This is a genomic window from Halomonas sp. 141 (genome assembly GCF_002810305.1).
GTDB classification, from domain to species: domain Bacteria; phylum Pseudomonadota; class Gammaproteobacteria; order Pseudomonadales; family Halomonadaceae; genus Vreelandella; species Vreelandella stevensii.
In genome coordinates this window covers 1-15,837 of sequence record NZ_PINZ01000011.1, presented here as the reverse complement: position 1 = coordinate 15,837, position 15,837 = coordinate 1, and the positions used below count along the sequence as shown (strand labels likewise).

The 15,837-nt window shown below is 58.6% G+C and carries 14 protein-coding genes and 1 pseudogene; 8 read left to right on the top strand and 7 right to left on the bottom strand.

The annotated features are described in order from the left end of the window. Window positions 1–107: 107 nt before the first annotated feature. Window positions 108–1,804: pseudogene (locus tag CWI66_RS07225) on the bottom strand (methyl-accepting chemotaxis protein). Window positions 1,805–2,281: 477 nt separating this feature from the next. Here CWI66_RS07225 and CWI66_RS07220 point away from each other — a divergent pair. Genes CWI66_RS07220 through CWI66_RS07210 form a run of 3 tightly spaced genes read left to right on the top strand, consistent with a single transcriptional unit; the run spans window position 2,282 to window position 5,329 of the window. Further along, entirely contained in the window at window positions 2,282–3,586 is a 1,305-nt protein-coding gene (locus tag CWI66_RS07220) for a CmpA/NrtA family ABC transporter substrate-binding protein (RefSeq protein WP_016915167.1), read from the top strand. 23 nt (window positions 3,587–3,609) lie between these two features. After that, window positions 3,610–4,461, top strand: coding sequence for a nitrate ABC transporter permease (gene ntrB / locus CWI66_RS07215; protein WP_232710787.1), 852 nt, complete (start codon window positions 3,610–3,612; stop codon window positions 4,459–4,461). A 16-nt stretch (window positions 4,462–4,477) separates the two neighbouring features. Further along, window positions 4,478–5,329: an ABC transporter ATP-binding protein gene (locus CWI66_RS07210; protein WP_081138721.1), complete on the top strand. Its 852-nt coding sequence runs from the start codon at window positions 4,478–4,480 to the stop codon at window positions 5,327–5,329. Here CWI66_RS07210 and CWI66_RS07205 read toward each other — a convergent pair. Both CWI66_RS07205 and CWI66_RS07200 read right to left on the bottom strand, forming a co-directional pair. Beyond that, entirely contained in the window at window positions 5,326–6,255 is a 930-nt protein-coding gene (locus CWI66_RS07205) for an amino acid ABC transporter substrate-binding protein (protein ID WP_232710786.1), read from the bottom strand. The two genes, CWI66_RS07210 and CWI66_RS07205, sit on opposite strands and share 4 nt — an antisense overlap. Beyond that, entirely contained in the window at window positions 6,245–7,759 is a 1,515-nt protein-coding gene (locus tag CWI66_RS07200; protein ID WP_232710784.1) for a GGDEF domain-containing protein, read from the bottom strand. Before CWI66_RS07200 ends, CWI66_RS07205 begins: the two co-directional genes overlap by 11 nt. A gap of 210 nt (window positions 7,760–7,969) precedes the next feature. Here CWI66_RS07200 and codB point away from each other — a divergent pair, with 210 nt between their 5' ends. Continuing rightward, on the top strand, window positions 7,970–9,235 hold the full coding sequence (gene codB / locus CWI66_RS07195; protein WP_016915172.1) for a cytosine permease: 1,266 nt from the start codon (window positions 7,970–7,972) through the stop codon (window positions 9,233–9,235). A 14-nt stretch (window positions 9,236–9,249) separates the two neighbouring features. Further along, the gene (gene codA / locus CWI66_RS07190; protein ID WP_016915173.1) at window positions 9,250–10,503 is read left to right on the top strand and encodes a cytosine deaminase; all 1,254 of its coding nucleotides are present in this window, start codon (window positions 9,250–9,252) and stop codon (window positions 10,501–10,503) included. 44 nt (window positions 10,504–10,547) lie between these two features. On the opposite strand, the gene CWI66_RS07185 is transcribed toward codA, so the two are convergent. Beyond that, a complete protein-coding gene (locus tag CWI66_RS07185; protein WP_016915174.1) occupies window positions 10,548–10,997 on the bottom strand; it encodes a GNAT family N-acetyltransferase in 450 nt (149 codons plus the stop codon). A 145-nt stretch (window positions 10,998–11,142) separates the two neighbouring features. Here CWI66_RS07185 and pcsA point away from each other — a divergent pair, with 145 nt between their 5' ends. The 3 genes from pcsA (at window position 11,143) to CWI66_RS07165 (ending at window position 13,692) form a co-directional block, all read left to right on the top strand. Continuing rightward, the gene (gene pcsA, locus CWI66_RS07180) at window positions 11,143–11,859 is read left to right on the top strand and encodes a phosphatidylcholine synthase (protein ID WP_446718570.1); all 717 of its coding nucleotides are present in this window, start codon (window positions 11,143–11,145) and stop codon (window positions 11,857–11,859) included. Between the two features lie 27 nt (window positions 11,860–11,886). Further along, window positions 11,887–12,489, top strand: coding sequence for a DNA-3-methyladenine glycosylase I (locus CWI66_RS07175; protein WP_039175122.1), 603 nt, complete (start codon window positions 11,887–11,889; stop codon window positions 12,487–12,489). Between the two features lie 333 nt (window positions 12,490–12,822). Then, window positions 12,823–13,692, top strand: coding sequence for a PhzF family phenazine biosynthesis protein (locus CWI66_RS07165; RefSeq protein WP_100731315.1), 870 nt, complete (start codon window positions 12,823–12,825; stop codon window positions 13,690–13,692). A 71-nt stretch (window positions 13,693–13,763) separates the two neighbouring features. On the opposite strand, the gene CWI66_RS07160 is transcribed toward CWI66_RS07165, so the two are convergent. The 3 genes from CWI66_RS07160 to CWI66_RS07150 form a co-directional block, all read right to left on the bottom strand. Beyond that, window positions 13,764–14,177 carry an Hsp20/alpha crystallin family protein gene (locus CWI66_RS07160; protein WP_100731314.1) on the bottom strand — a complete coding sequence of 138 codons (414 nt, stop codon included), beginning with the start codon at window positions 14,175–14,177 and terminating at the stop codon, window positions 13,764–13,766. 35 nt (window positions 14,178–14,212) lie between these two features. Further along, window positions 14,213–14,674, bottom strand: a complete 462-nt coding sequence (locus CWI66_RS07155; protein WP_100731313.1) for an Hsp20/alpha crystallin family protein — start codon at window positions 14,672–14,674, stop codon at window positions 14,213–14,215. Window positions 14,675–14,910: 236 nt separating this feature from the next. Continuing rightward, a complete protein-coding gene (locus CWI66_RS07150) occupies window positions 14,911–15,639 on the bottom strand; it encodes a lysine exporter LysO family protein (protein ID WP_100731351.1) in 729 nt (242 codons plus the stop codon). Window positions 15,640–15,837 lie beyond the last annotated feature (198 nt).

The following is a 15,837-nucleotide window of genomic DNA, read 5'->3' as shown; positions in this document are numbered from 1 at the left end:
GTCTGAATAGTCGGCTTGCTGCTTAATCATACAGATGCAAAACACAGAGCCCCGCCACCGGTTTACGGTGGCGGGGCTCTGTGGCTTATAGAGATAACGTCAGCTTATCAAAACGCTTCCCACTCCTGCTCGGCACTGGCGGCCGCGTTGGGCTTCGGCTTACCCGTAAGCTGGGGGCGCAGCAGCTCGCCGCGGGGCGGCGGGGTAGCCAGCGCGGGCTGACGGCGCTCGCTCCCCTGCTCCAGGCGGAATGCCGCCACCACGCCCTCCAGCCGTTCGGCCTGCTCCTCCAGCGAACTGGCCGCCGCAGACGCTTCTTGCACCAGCGCCGCGTTCTGCTGGGTGACCTCATCCATCTGAGCGATGGCCTGATTGACCTGCTCGATGCCCGCGCTCTGCTCCTGGGAGGCTGCCGATATTTCATCCATGATGTCGGTGACTCGGCGTACCGACCCGACGACTTCCCGCATGGTGGCACCGGCTTTTTCTACCAGTTGAGAGCCTTCATTGACCTGCGACGTGGAAGCATCGATCAATCGCTTGATCTCCTTGGCCGCCTCGGCACTGCGGCTGGCCAGGTTGCGTACTTCGCTGGCGACGACCGCGAAACCGCGCCCCTGCTCGCCTGCTCGCCTGCCCGGGCAGCCTCGACCGAGGCATTGAGCGCCAGAATATTGGTCTGGAAGGCAATCGAGTCGATCACGTTGATGATATCGGCCACCTGCTGGGAGCTCGAAGAAATCCCGTGCATGGTCGAGATGACCCGATCGACCACGTCGCCGCCTTCTACCGCCTTACCCGAAGCATCGTTGGCCAGGGTGCTGGCCTGACGTGCGTTATCGGCGTTCTGCTTCACGGTTTGGGTCAACTGCTCCATGCTGGCAGCGGTTTCCTGCAAGGAAGCCGCCTGCTGCTCGGTACGCGACGATAAATCCGCGTTGCCCCCGGCAATTTCTCGTGCGCCGATGTAGATCGAGCCGCTGCTGTCACGCACGGTCGCTACCGTGGCCGCCAGGCCACTCTGCATGCGCTGCATGGCGCTGAACAGCTTGCCGATTTCATTGCTTCCACGCAGATCCACGCGGGATGACAGATCGTTTTCGGCAATGCGCTCGAAATGCACCACGGCTTCATCCAGGGGCTTGACGATGGACCCCACCATGGCCATACGCACCAGCACGATGGTCAAAAGCGCAACGATGATCACGGCGATATCGATGTAACCGAACATTTGCATGTCGCGTTCATAGTTGGCCACCAATTGATCACCGTAATCCTCGAGGAAGTCGTTGAATGCCGTGCTCGATGAGATAAATTCCTGGTTAAGAGGGCTGATAGCTTGCCGTGCCCCCGCCAGTTGAACATCATTACCGGAGGTGACCGCCGCAGCGAGCGGCACAAGCCCTTGCTGCATGACCGCATGAAAGTCGGTAATGACGGCATCGGCCAATTCGCCATTGATGTCACGTGGGGACGAAGCCTCGAACTCGGCAAAGTAGCGCTGGGCTGATTGCAAGAAGCCGTCGGCCTCCGCCAGATAGGACTGAGCTTGCTGACGCTGCCCATCCTCAGCCGCTACGACAGCGTTCATGTAAGCCAACTGAGAAAACCCCACCGAACGTTGAACACGTGCAAGCGGCAACATCTGATCCATCGAAATGGTATCCAGTACTACCAGCGAGCGCGCCCCCCTTTCGCCTGATAAATGACCAATAAAAGCAACTACCATGATCAATACACCAAAGATGGCCAGTACAACGGTCAGGCCTGTTTTTACCGAGATGTTTGCCAATAGCTTGTTCATGTTACCCCCTCGCTGACCAACCAACGTTTGCCAGCCCAGTCGAGAAATCTCTTTTCTTGAATGTGATGCCCGTTACCGAGCCTCAATGTGTTAACCACATTCTGTTGGGCGGTCACTATTCCGACAATAGGGTTTACATTGTTTGACGTTATAGATAACTTGCTAACAATCATGCTTCTTTTTCGTGCAGCTTCACCAAAACTGCACCATTCCCACGCTGCACCGCACCATCACTTTCCCCTTTAAGCACAAGATGCTCCTTTCATACTTCTGACTAACCTTTTGAAAAGCTGATGTTTCGCAAAAACGACTAAGCCATTTGGCATGTTAGCTGCACAAGACAAGGGGATAGCAAACTGGGCCAACGTGGGCCTGGCGATAAAAAAGACGATCAACAGACAACGGCGTCTGCAACAGCTCCTCAACGGGGGCTGATTGCAGGCGCCGTTTTTGTCTCCAAAAGGCAGGAACCGTGTCATGCGCAAAAAAATCTCTTCGTCCCACTCACCGGAACGTCGCCACTTTCTCAAAAGCTCCGCCGCCGTAGTGGGAGGCTCTGCCGTGCTCAGCAGCCTGCCCATGAGTTGGGCTTTTGCCAACGGCGCTTTGGAAACCACGTCGGCCAAGCTCGGTTTCATTGCGCTGACGGATGCAGCGCCGCTGTTCGTGGCCGATGAAAAAGGATTTTTTGCCAAGCACGGCATGACCGATGTGGAGGTCCTCAAGCAGTCTTCCTGGGGTACCACCCGAGACAACCTGGTACTGGGTTCCCAGCGTAACGGGATCGATGGCGCGCACATCCTGACGCCCATGCCTTACCTGATCGCCAGCGGAGCCATGACCCCCAACAACATTCCCGTGCCGATGAGCATTCTGGCGCGCCTCAATCTCAACGGGCAATGCATCTCGGTGGGCGATGAGTACGCCGACCTCAAGGTCGCGCTGGATACCCGTGAGTTTGCCCAGGCTCTGGCGGAAAAGCGCAGCGGAGGCAGCGAAGTCAGCGCTGCCATGACCTTCCCCGGCGGCACCCACGACATGTGGATTCGCTACTGGATGGCCGCCGGGGGCATCGACCCCAACCGCGACATCTCCACCATTACCATCCCGCCGGCCCAGATGGTGGCCAACATGCGGGTGGGCAGTATGGACACCTTCTGTGTGTGCGAGCCCTGGAACCAGCAGTTGATCAACCAGGGCATCGGCTACACCGCCAACACCACCGGCGAGCTGTGGAACGACCACCCGGAAAAAGCCTTCGCCATGCGCAGCGACTACGTCGAAGCCCACCCCAACGCCACCAAAGCGCTGCTGATGGCCATCATGGAAGCGCAAATGTGGTGCGAAGACCCGGCAAACCACGAGGAGATGGCCCAGATCTGCTCACGCCGCCGCTGGATTCATGCGCCTTATGCCGACCTCATCGACCGTATTCAGGGCAACTTCGATTACGGCACCGGGCGCGTCGTGGAAAACCATCCGCACATGATGCGCTACTGGGACAAGCACGCCTCCTACCCCTTCAAGAGCCACGACCTGTGGTTCCTGACCGAGAACAAGCGCTGGGGCTACTTGCCGCAGGACTTCGACAGCGCGGCCCTGATCGAGCAGGTCAACCGCGAAGACCTGTGGCGAGAAGCCGCTCACGCCCTTGGCGTGGCCTCGGCAGACATTCCGGACTCCACCTCTCGCGGCGTCGAAACGCTGTTCGACGGCAAGGTCTTCGACCCGGAAAACCCGCAAGCCTACCTCGATAGCCTGGAGATCAAGGCGCTGGCCTGAGCCAGGCAGCCTGGGAGAACCTCATGACGACTTCATCAAGAGCCAATACGCTGTCTACCTCCATGCCAGGCGTGCACCCTGTGCTGCTACGCCTGCGCGACACCCTGGTCAAGAACGTGCTGCCGCCGGTGGTCGTGATGGCCATTCTGATCGGCCTGTGGGAAGCGCTGTGCTCCCATCCTGGCGCGGCGCTGCCGCCGCCCTCGCAGGTGCTCAACGATACCTGGGAGCTGATCATTCATCCCTTCTACGACTACGGCGGCAACGACAAGGGCATGGGCTGGCAGATTCTGGCCAGCCTGGAACGCGTGGCCTATGGCTACCTGCTGGCGGTGGTGGTAGGCATCAGCCTGGGCGTGCTGGTGGGCCAATCGACCTGGGCCCTGCGTGGCCTCGACCCCGTGTTTCAGGTGCTGCGCACCGTGCCTCCGCTGGCCTGGCTGCCGATTTCACTGGCCGGGTTTCAGGACAGCACCCCTTCGGCCATTTTCGTGATCTTCATCACCGCCATCTGGCCCATCATCATCAACACCTCAGTGGGGGTGCGTAATATCCCCGAGGATTACCGCAACGTGGCCCGCGTGATTCGCCTCAACGGCATGGAGTATTTCACCCGCATCATGCTGCCCGCCGCCGCACCCTATATCTTTTCGGGCCTGCGCATTGGGGTAGGGCTTTCCTGGCTGGCCATCGTGGCCGCCGAGATGCTGATTGGCGGCGTGGGCATCGGCTTTTTCATCTGGGACGCCTGGAATGCCTCCATGCTCAGTGACATCGTGCTGGCACTCATCTATGTGGGCATCGTGGGCTTCATTCTTGACCGCATCGTGGCCTTCATCGGCCAGTGCGTGACCCGTGGCACCACCCAAAGCTAACCCAGGAGATTGGATCATGGCTTCACACTATTTAAGCGTCGAGCAGGTGGACATGACCTTTGCCACCAAAGGTGCCACTACCAACGTGCTCAAGGAGATCGACCTGGGCGTCGCCAAGGGTGAGTACATCTCGATCATTGGCCATTCGGGCTGCGGCAAGTCGACCCTGCTCAACATCATCGCCGGGCTCACCTCCTCGACCTCTGGCGCGGTCATTCTGGATGGCAAGGAGGTCAATGCGCCAGGCCCCGACCGCAGCGTGGTCTTCCAAAACCACTCGTTACTGCCTTGGCTCACGGTGTACGAAAACGTGGCGCTGGCGGTGAACAAGACCTTTGCCCGCCGCAAGACCAAGGCCGAACGCCACGCCTGGATTCTCAAGAACCTGGACATGGTCGGTATGTCCCATGCCCTCAACAAACGCCCTTCAGAGATTTCCGGCGGCATGAAGCAGCGGGTAGGGATCGCCCGCGCTCTGGCCATGGAGCCCAAGGTACTGCTGCTGGATGAGCCGTTTGGCGCCCTGGATGCGCTGACACGCGCCCACCTGCAAGAAGAGGTGATGCGCATTCAGGACGAGCTGGGGAACACCGTCATCATGATCACCCACGATGTGGATGAGGCCGTGCTGCTGTCTGATCGTATCGTCATGCTGACCAACGGCCCCTCGGCGCGCATCGGTGAAATTCTCGATATCGACCTGCCGCGCCCCCGCAACCGTATCACGCTGGCCGACGACCCCCGCTACAACCGCTACCGCCAGGAAGTGCTGCGCTTCCTGTACGAAAAGCAGCGCAAGGTAGAGCACCTGGCCGAACGGCGTGAGAAAGCCCCCAGTACTGCCACGGCTAAAAAAGCCCGCGCCTAGTTTCTTAAAATAGCCTGAGGGGTGGCCTGGGGATTGGAAAAGTGGTTTTTCAGCGTTTCGCTCAGCGGCACGTTCAGGGTAATCCCCTTGCCGGGCAACGGCTGCAGGAACCACCGCTCGTAAAGCGCCAGTATCTCATCACTTTGATAGATCTGGCGCAGCGCCTGGTTGACCTGCTCGACAAAGGCGTCATCGCCTCGGCGCATCAGTAGCCCCAACGGCTCCTCCGCCGTCACCGCCTCTTCCGACAGGCGATAGGCGTCGGGGTTGCCGGTTTCTGCCATCATCGTGCTCAGCAGAATGTCATCCATGGCAAACGCCGCCACCCGCTCATGGGTGACCAGGTCAAAAGCCTCCTGAAGCGTTTCCACCGGCACTACCGACAGGTTCAAACGCTGCTCGCGGTTGGCCAGATTGATCTGCCCCACGTTCACCGTTCCCCGCGCCACACTGACGCTGCGCCCCGCTAGATCCTGCAGCGTGGCAAACTCATGCCTGGCCAGCGCGACATAGCGCACGGAGACGAAAAAGTGGCTCAGCGAGAAATCGGCACTACGACGGCGCTCCGCCGTATTCGTGCTGGCATTGCATTCGATATCGATATCGCCACTGTTCAAAAGCTGCACCCGGTTGCCCGGCGTACGAAAGACGTATTCGATCTCCAGCCGGGGGAGTGCCAGTTGCTGCTGTAGATGCTCCGCCACCCGCTGACACAGCTCGATGGAGTACCCCACCACGCGCCCCTCATCATCCGCATAGGAAAAAGGCGCCGTATCGCCATAGCCAACCCGTAGCGTGCCGGTTTCCCTGAGGCGTTCCAGGGTATCGATGTTGATCGCGGCCACCGGCTCTATGGCGTTGGCCATGCCCACCGCCAGCAGCCCACTCACTAGAGCGGCACTCCACGCACTTCCGCTAGACACCATGACCTGCTCCCATGGTCATGCCGCTACTGAACACCTGATAACGCCCTCGCCCCATGGCCTTGGCGGCGTAGAGCGCCACGTCGGCACTGCGCAACAGGGTATGGCTGCTTTCGCCATCCCGTGGGGCCAAGGCAATCCCGATGCTGACACCGATCTGGACGCGCTCTCCCTGCAGGTCAAAGGGTTCGCGCAGCGCAGCGACCAGCCGCCCTGCCCGCACACTGGCTTCGTCCAGCGCATGGTGATGAACAGGCTGGAGAATCGCGAACTCATCGCCCCCCAGGCGCGCCACCAGCTCACGCTCGGCCAACAGCCGCTGTACCCGTCGGCTGGCCTGGACCAGCAGTTCATCCCCGGCGGCATGCCCTAACGTATCGTTGACGGCCTTGAAGCGATCCAGATCAAAAATCATCACATTGAAGCGCTCACCGCTCGGCAGCTGTGCGACGGCATCCCGCAAGGCATCGTTGAACTGAACACGATTAGGCAGCTTGGTCAGCGCATCGTGGTGCGCCAGGTGCTGGAACTTGAGCGCCTCCTCCTTGACCTCCAGCAGCAGCTCACGCTCGACGACTTTTTTGCGTAACGCTTCGATGGCTTGGGCCATACAGCCAATTTCATCCTGGCGCTGTGTGTAGGGCGTTGCCTGCTCGGTTCGGTTATGGGAAATATGCGTCAGCGCCTTGATCAGACGCGGCACGGGCTTGAACAGCTGATGCATCAACAGGCTCAACAGCAAGGCCGTGGCCAACAGCACGATGCCCAGCGAGGCGACAACCTTCAGCAAAAACTCACGATGCACGTGATACAGCGTCGCCTTCGTGCCAATGGAGGCGACCGACACCCCCCATAGCTCCCCTTGGGAAGACACGATGGGCAGCGCACTGATGAAGTGCTCCTCATGGCCAAGCCAGGCAAAACCCACGTACGGCTCGTTACCGGACGCGGCCAGCGATAGCTCCGGGACTTGAGGCAGTGTGAGCGAGACGTCTTCACCGTGATGGGCATCGGCGACCATGCTGAAGCGGCCATCCGGTAAGCGGGAAAACAGCCAGACGTTGTGGCGCGTTTGCGCACTCGCCAGCGCCAACACATCCACGGGACTGAAACCGGTACTGAGCACCGAGTCTTCATCCCCAAGGGCCTGTTCCGACACCAGGTGCGTCACTTGACCCGAGGGGTCGGTGCGTACCGCCACGTTCGTGTAGATGCGCCGAATCGTAGCGCTCACGATTTGGGCATTCACCAGCGCTTCCCGAGCCCACTGTTCGCGTGCACTGCGCTCCACAATGGTCAAGCCCAGCAAGGCGCCCATGGAATAGGCAAACACCACGCCCAACACCATGAAGGCCGCCACTTTGCCGACCAGGGTGCGATACCAGGGCAGCCCAGCGGCTGGCAACGGTGGTTCTTGCGAACTGGATGGTTCCATATTGGCCGACTCCCCCTCAGCCACGTCTTGCCACATCGCCCCATTGCTGATCATCGATCCTGTCAATGGCATGTTAGCGCCACGCCATGCAGAGCGTTCGTTACCTTGTTGTGCGCGTGCGCGCTCGTTATTCATGTCTTCTTTTCGCAAACTACCATTAAAGACGCGCACGAGTGGCTAAAAATTTAAACGTTTCTTGTTACCTGACCACGCCTGATTGGCATGCGGCTTGCTGCATCTTTCTTGACCATGACACGCGACGACGTATCGAAGGGGAAAAAGATGCACCATTCAGACTACCCACTTAGCGAAGTACCCCTCCAGGCTCGGAAAGGGCTACTCTCTACCTCAGCGGTACTGCTTGGCTTTACCTTTTTCACCGCCACCATGTGGGCGGGTGGCTCCCTGGGCCAAGCCTTCCCGATTGGCCAGCTACTGTGGATTATCGTGGCAGGCAACCTGCTACTGGGTATCTACGCAGCAACGCTGGCTTATATCGCCTGCCAGAGCGGCCTGAATGCCGTACTGATGGGGCGGTTCTGCTTCGGCGAAAAAGGCAGCAAACTCTCTGACATTATCCTCGGCTTCACCCAGATTGGCTGGTACGCTTGGGGAACCGCCACGATAGCTCTGGTGCTGGTACGCACCACGGGGATGCCTGAATGGCTGGAAATCCCCTTGATGGTGCTGTTTGGCTTTGGATTCTGCGTGACCGCCATGATCGGCTATCGAGGCATGGACTGGCTGTCGCGCTTCGCCGTACCCGCCATGATGCTCTTCATCCTGGTCAGCCTGTTCACCGGGCTGGTCGATGTGCGCGGCTTTGCAGGATTAAGTCAGCAAACGCCAACGGAAAGTATGAGTGTCGCAGCGGCGATCACCGTGATTATCGGTACCTTCATCAGCGGTGGCACCCAGGCGACCAACTGGAGTCGCTTTGCCAGGACGCCGAAAGTTGCGGTGATCGCAACGCTGGCCGCTTTTTTCATTGGCAATGGATTGATGGTGCTGACCGGTGCCTTGGGCACGATGATTTACCAGCAGGCAGATATCGTCGATGTTCTCATTGCCCAAGGTTTTCTCTCCCTCGCGGTATTGATGCTGTTCCTGAACATATGGACGACCCAGGACAACACGATTTACAACTTCGCCGTGGCGGGATGCAACTTGCTGCGCACCGAAAAGCGCCGCTTGGTCACCGTCAGCGGCGCCGCCATTGGTACCGTGCTGGCGGTAGGTGGCATGTACAACCTGCTCATTCCATTTCTGGTGCTGCTCGGCACGTTTATCCCTCCCATGGGCGGGGTGATCATGGCTGATTTTTGGCTCAGGCACCGAGGCCGCTACCCTGCTTTGGCCTCTGCGCAGCTACCCGATTTCAATCGGCGCGGCCTCGCCGCCTATGCCATTGGTGCCGGGGCTGCCTATTTTTCTCCGTTACTACCGCCGCTGGTGGGTGTCGCAGTCGCGGCAGGCAGCTACGCCGTGCTGCTACGTCTGAAGCACGCTACGCTGGGTGATAGCTTCCCATCGACGGCCAAACAATAAGTGAGCACCTGTTTATGAACATGCAGATCATCAATGCCCGCCTTCGCCAGCGCCCTGGGCTTTATCGGCTGGATATCGAGAACGGTGTCTTCACCGCAATCACCGCTCAGGATGCGCCGCAAACGGCAGGCGAAGGCCAGAGGGATGCGGGCGGCAAACTGCTGTGTGCGCCGTTTATCGAGCCGCACATCCACCTGGATGCGGCCCTGACCGCTGGCGAGCCTCACTGGAACCAGAGCGGCACGCTGTTCGAAGGCATCGAACGCTGGGGAGAGCGTAAGCCGTTGCTTGACGAGGCGGACATTCGGGAGCGCGTACTGAAGACCCTCAACCTGTTGATCGGCAACGGCGTGCAGTTCGTGCGCACCCATGCCGACACCAGCGACCCCAGCCTGGTAGGCCTGAAAACCCTTTGCACACTGCGAGACGAGCTGAAGGACAAAATCGACATTCAGGTGGTGGCATTTCCACAGGATGGCCTGCTTTCATACCCCGGCGGCGACAAGCTCATGGAAGAGGCGCTGGAGTTCGGCGCCGATGTGGTAGGCGGCATTCCTCACTTCGAGTACACGCGAGAGTTGGGCGTGGCATCCATGAAGCGCGTCATCGAACTGGCCATCAAGTACGACCGCCTGGTGGATGTACACTGTGACGAAATCGACGACCCCAACTCGCGGTTTCTCGAAGTGCTCGCCTGTGAGGCACTGTTTCATGAGCTGGGCAGCCGCGTGACCGCCAGCCACACCACGGCGATGCACTCCTACGACAACGCCTACTGCTCGAAGCTGTTTCTGCTGCTCAAGCGCTCGGGCATCAACTTCATTTCCTGCCCCACCGAGAGCATCCACCTGCAAGGGCGCTTCGACACCTACCCCAAACGGCGCGGCGTAACGCGCGTCAAGGAACTCAACGAAGCCGGTATCAACGTCTGTTTTGCCGAAGACTCCATCTTCGACCCCTGGTACTCGCTGGGCAACGGTAAACTGCTGCGAACGCTGGATTTTGGCCTGCATATCTGCCAGATGATGGGCTATCAGGACTTCAGCCAGGCGCTGTCGCTGATCACCGACAACAGCGCCCGCACGCTCAACATCGAGGCGCGTTACGGTATCGAGGTGGGCAAACCCGCCAGCTTCAACCTGCTGGATGGAGAAGACGACTACAGCGTGCTACGCAACCAGGGTGACGTACTGCTCTCCGTCCGCCACGGTGACATCATCATGCAGCGGGAGCCCGCACGCATCGTGACGCCACCATGGCTTGGTTAGGGCTTGCGGCAAAAACCATCCACTAAATGGCCGTGTAAAAACGTTTATTTTATGTCGAGCAAATAGCCATAAAACGCCGTATTGCGCTGCCAGCCCAGTGATTCATATAAACGCTGGGCCCGCTCATTCTCTACCTGCGTCATTAGTATCAAACGCGCGACACCATGCTCACGGGCAAGTTGAGTAGCGGCTTCCATCAGCGTACGCCCGGTCCCTTTCTCACGGCACTGCGGCAGCACGAAGAGGTCGTTCAACGTCCAGCGAGCATTTAAACCTACTGTGGAAACCCCCGGGTAGAGCTGCACGAAGCCAGTCAAGGAGCCCTCCTGCCCCTCGCTCACCAAAATACGAGAGTCTGCCTGCCCAAAGCGCTGACGCAGAAAATCAAGCGCTGCTTGAATATCACTTGGCTGTTGATAAAACTGCCGATATTCGTCTAATAAAAGGGAAAGCGCTTCCAAGTCCTGGATGGTCGCTAGGCGAACAGTGGTCATATCGATTACCTCAACGCGTGGTTATAAAGGGAGCGGGGCATATTCTCTGGGGGCAATCTTGTAGTAGTGTAGCGTTCTTTATACGCTCATTTATAAACCTGATAGAAAGGGAACGGCCGTTCCCCATGGGGTCAAGGTGGCTCAATTGCTCTCTTCACACACAGAATCGCGCGCCTCGGTCTACAAGGCCTGGAGCGTGCATGTCTTCACTGCCAGCGGTGTCTTGCTGGGCACCATGGCGCTGTTGGCGCTGATCGATAACAACCCCGTGGCCTGCCTGCTGTGGCTAGGCGCCGCCATGATGGTAGACGGCCTGGACGGCACCCTGGCGCGCAAGTATGAAGTGAAGACCATTCTGCCCCACTTCGATGGCTCCACGCTGGATATGGTGATCGACTATCTCACCTGGGCATTCATCCCGGCGCTGTTCATCTACTTTTTCGTCGAGCTGCCCACCCACTTCGAACTGCTCTCGGTCTTCATCATCCTGCTCTCCTCCATGTTCTGCTTTTGCAACGTGAACATGAAAAGCCAAGACAACTACTTTGTCGGTTTTCCTGCTGCCTGGAACATCATCGCCGCCTACTTCTATATTCTTGATTTTCCGCCGTTTGTCACCTTCGCGATCATTCTGCTCATGGCAGCCCTCACCGTCACCCGCATGAAGTTTCTGCACCCTTTTCGGGTACGGCAATTCATGCCGCTGAACATCACGGTCACGCTGGTGTGGTGTGTGTGCACGACTTCGCTGATTCTCTCGCACCCCACCCATGCCTCCTGGGCCTTGTGGGGCTGGATGCTGACATCGGTCTACTTCACCGGCATGTGCCTGTGGCGCACCGCTCGGGAATGGTTTGCCTGATCCTCTGACCACCACGGTACACGACGGATGACGAACGGCTTTATCGCCCCGGATGGGCAACCCCGCTGCCAGTGGTGCGCAGGAGCGCCGGAATTCCTGCCGTACCACGACCAGGAGTGGGGGTTTCCGGTCGATAACGACCAGCGCCTGTTCGAAAAACTTTGCCTGGAAAGCTTTCAGTCGGGGCTCAGCTGGCGCACGATCCTCAATAAGCGCGACAACTTTCGCGCCGCTTTTCACCACTTCGATTTTCATCAGGTAGCCCACTTTGGCGAACAGGACGTGGAGCGCTTACTGCAAGACGCGGGCATCATTCGTCATCGTGGAAAAATCGAAGCCACCATCAATAACGCCCAGCGCGCCCAGGAGATGGTCGAGCAGGAAGGGTCGCTGGCGGCGTTCTTCTGGCGCTATGAGCCCAGCGACACCGTGGCCCCCCAATCGCAGACCACCTCGCCAGAATCCATCGCCATGGCGAAGGAGCTGAAAAAACGCGGCTGGAAATTCTTCGGCCCCACCACGGCGTTCGCCTTTATGCAGGCCATGGGGCTGCTCAACGACCACTCGCTCCACTGCATCACACGCGAACAGGTGGAACAGGCGCGCAGGCAGTTTCAGCGCCCGGGCTGATCGATTGATTTAGATAGACGACGCCGTGGCATGGTGGCGCGCCTCTTCCACCATCTCTGTCGCTATATTCCCGACGGTGCGCACCGCTTCTTCGATGGCGGGGGTGAGCGTAAACGCCTAGTTCAGCCGCAGGCACTGGCGAAACTTGCCGGAGGCGGAGAACAGCGAGCCCGGCGCCACGTGGATGGCATGCTGCGCCAGACGCTGATTGAGCTTCACGCAATCCACCACGGCGGGTAACGCTACTCGAGGATATTGGTATCACCCGCGCCCAGGCAGCCCAAGAGGGCCATAAAGCGTTCTGGAAACATACGCCCCTTGAGGAGACTCCCCATGAAAAGTGCTGACTACTACCTGCTGGACATCTTTACCGAGCAGCCATTTACCGGCAACCCGCTCGCGGTTTTTCTGGCGTCCGATGAACTGGACACCTCCACCATGCAGGCCTTGGCCAATGAACTGAATCTGGCAGAAACGGTTTTTTTGAGTGCCGCCACGCAACCGAACCACTATCCCATGCGGATTTTCACGCCGACGAGAGAACTCCCGTTTGCAGGCCACCCGACGGTAGGTACCGCACACTTGCTGGCAGCATTGGAACTCGCCAACCCCGCGCACCCCCTGGTGCTTCACCCACCCATTGGTGCGCTGACGGTTCGCTACGAAAACGGCCAGGCCATGTTCACGACGTCACAACCAGCCCTACTGGCCGCCAGCCCGATCGACCGGCTGACGGCCGTTGAGCTATTGGGGCTCGATATCCATCAGGTGATAGGCGACCCCGTCATGGCCTCCTTGGGGCTGCCCTTTCATTTGATCGAGCTGGCCGATGTGAAGGCGCTGGAGAGCGTCCATATTGCATCGGCGCTTTGGGCCAGTGCCGTGATGACCAGCGAGGCCCCCCAGGTTTATCTTTACGTCATCGAACGACACGAGGCCACCCGCACTGTGGTTCGTAGCCGCATGTTCTGCATGCATGCCAGCCTTTGCGAAGACTCCGCAACCGGCAGTGCCGCCGCCGCCCTGACCCACTATCTGGCATCGCTCACCAGCGACGCCCTGCATTGCACGATTCATCAGGGCATTGAAATGGGTCGTCCCAGCATCATCTATACAGCAGCTAATGGCGATATCGAGCCTGGGTGGGTGACGGTGGGTGGGCACGCCATAGTGGTGGGCAAGGGCACGCTTTACCGACAGTGATGCCCCAGAAGTACAAAAGAGTGTCCACGGTATCGCGGACACTCCTCCTTTTCATCATGCATTGCCTACCTTCACGCCGCCTGGACCTCGATACGGCGCGCCCGGAGGCTCTCTTGCTTGGGAAGCGTCAGCGTCAGTACGCCGTTGACGATAGTGGCCGTAATGGCCTCACTATCTACCTCCGGACTCAGGTTGAAGCGCCGCGCGAAGCGCTGACCGCGCACTTCAGCATGCAAGGCGCTGAGCCCTTCCGGCATATTCAGCGCTATCTCCCCTTCCAGGCTCAACACATGGTTATCGATCTCTACCTTGAGCGTCTCCGGTGTGACGCCGGGCATATCGGCTACCAGCTTGAGCGCGTTAGCCTCCTCGATAATATCCACCGCTGGCAAAAACGCTTCCGTATAGTGCCGATCCTGGCTGCTCTGCCCTTGCTGCTGAACCGGGGAGTAATGGGAGTTGGATGAACGGACGATGTCATTCATGATTTATCCCTCCTTAACAAGGTTAAACGCATGATTTACGCCGCTTGAACCTCTATACGCCGCGGCTTGAGCTCCTCGCGTTTGGGCAGCACGATCTCGAACACCCCATGGGCATGGCGAGCTTCTGACCGCTCGACGTCAATACCCTCGGGTAAGGCGATCGACCTAACGAACTCCCCGCTGGCGCGCTCACGGCGCAGTACCTGACGCGAGTCATTCTCCTCATGGAGGCCCTTCACGGTGTCTCGTTTACCACGCAGGGTCAGCACATTGTCCTGAACATCGATGGTCAGATCCGAGGGAGCCAACCCTGCGGCAAACACATAGACCCTGACGGCATCGTCGCTACGGGCAATGTTGACCATGGGAAAACTGCCCCGCGGCACCGCGCGAATGTCCATCGTATTACGATCAGGAAAGAAGCTATCCAGCAACTGGTTGAGCCAGTCAAACTGCTGAGACGAGCCCGTTTCAAAACGCTTGAGATCATCGAACATATCGAATACCTCCTACGTTAAGCAGACTATGAGACTTGCGATAAGAGGCGGCCTCTTATCCACTCCACCGAGGCAGCCTCTATAATTCGCAACATAGGAGCGCTCAATCGATTTTCAAGGGCCTGGATGGCAATTTTTTGGTTTTTTGACCGCCCATGAAAGCGTTGGCCTGCTCGGGACTCCACTCCTCTCATGATCGCCTGGCGACGAATTCAATCAGGCGGTTAAAGCTGCTTTCAAATCCCTGGAATCATGATAGTGATGAACACCGGTGCCAGCAGCGTCAACAAGAACCCGCTAACCAGAGCCAATGGCACCGCATCGGGCGAACAGGCCTGCTTGATAATCGGCAACGTCGAGTCCAGCGCAGTTGCCCCGGCGCTGCCAATACCAATCTGCGGCTGATGCCGTCCCAAGGCGTAGAGCACCATAATAGCAAGCAGTTCACGAAGCAGGTCTGTCATGAGTGCCGTCGTTCCATACACTTGCCCAAGCGCATCACCGATCATGACGCTAGAAAGCGTAAACCAACCAAAACCACTGGCAAGGGCCAAGGAGACCCGCAAGCTTTCACCAGTAATCCAGGCAGCCATAGCACCACCGACCAAGGAGCCCAGAACAACGACCAGGGGAATGGCCAATATCGACCACGACAACCACTGCACATTAAGTTTGATTTGTGTTAGGTCGATGCCGACCAAAAGAATTAGCAGCAGTAGCATGGCACCGCTTGACGGAAGCACCAGAGCCCCCTCTAGAATGCGATCCTGCAGAAGGTAAAGCACACCGCCCAGCCCAACCATCACCAAGGCTATGAGGCACTCTTTCAGCGGCGGCCAGATATAGCTCAATCTGAATGGCGGACGCGCTTTGGCTGGGAAACTTTGCCGACTGTTTTTAAGCATGAGAATGAGCAGGCATGGAAACACCGTGGTGCAGACTGCAAAAATAAACGCGGCCTTCATCACGATGCCTATCGAGCTTGCCGACAAAATCACCTCACCAAACTCGAAGCCAATAACCTGAATCCGTGAGACCGGCCCCCGGAAGCACTTCTAACCCACTGACCTGCATGGCAATATAGCCATTATCGCCATTCACCCAGACAGTGCCATGCCCAACATAAAGTTCCGCGCCAGTCGCCGCACCCTCACCAGCCACGC

What these genes read in the sequence shown, in the direction of transcription:
- CWI66_RS07220 (WP_016915167.1), top strand. Translation starts at nt 2,282, where the DNA reads ATGCGCAAAAAAATCTCTTCGTCCCACTCACCGGAACGTCGCCACTTT.
- ntrB (WP_232710787.1), top strand. Translation starts at nt 3,610, where the DNA reads ATGACGACTTCATCAAGAGCCAATACGCTGTCTACCTCCATGCCAGGC.
- CWI66_RS07210 (WP_081138721.1), top strand. Translation starts at nt 4,478, where the DNA reads ATGGCTTCACACTATTTAAGCGTCGAGCAGGTGGACATGACCTTTGCC.
- CWI66_RS07205 (WP_232710786.1), bottom strand. Translation starts at nt 6,255, where the DNA reads ATGGTGTCTAGCGGAAGTGCGTGGAGTGCCGCTCTAGTGAGTGGGCTG.
- CWI66_RS07200 (WP_232710784.1), bottom strand. Translation starts at nt 7,759, where the DNA reads ATGCCATTGACAGGATCGATGATCAGCAATGGGGCGATGTGGCAAGAC.
- codB (WP_016915172.1), top strand. Translation starts at nt 7,970, where the DNA reads ATGCACCATTCAGACTACCCACTTAGCGAAGTACCCCTCCAGGCTCGG.
- codA (WP_016915173.1), top strand. Translation starts at nt 9,250, where the DNA reads ATGAACATGCAGATCATCAATGCCCGCCTTCGCCAGCGCCCTGGGCTT.
- CWI66_RS07185 (WP_016915174.1), bottom strand. Translation starts at nt 10,997, where the DNA reads ATGACCACTGTTCGCCTAGCGACCATCCAGGACTTGGAAGCGCTTTCC.
- CWI66_RS07175 (WP_039175122.1), top strand. Translation starts at nt 11,887, where the DNA reads ATGACGAACGGCTTTATCGCCCCGGATGGGCAACCCCGCTGCCAGTGG.
- CWI66_RS07165 (WP_100731315.1), top strand. Translation starts at nt 12,823, where the DNA reads ATGAAAAGTGCTGACTACTACCTGCTGGACATCTTTACCGAGCAGCCA.
- CWI66_RS07160 (WP_100731314.1), bottom strand. Translation starts at nt 14,177, where the DNA reads ATGAATGACATCGTCCGTTCATCCAACTCCCATTACTCCCCGGTTCAG.
- CWI66_RS07155 (WP_100731313.1), bottom strand. Translation starts at nt 14,674, where the DNA reads ATGTTCGATGATCTCAAGCGTTTTGAAACGGGCTCGTCTCAGCAGTTT.
- CWI66_RS07150 (WP_100731351.1), bottom strand. Translation starts at nt 15,639, where the DNA reads ATGAAGGCCGCGTTTATTTTTGCAGTCTGCACCACGGTGTTTCCATGC.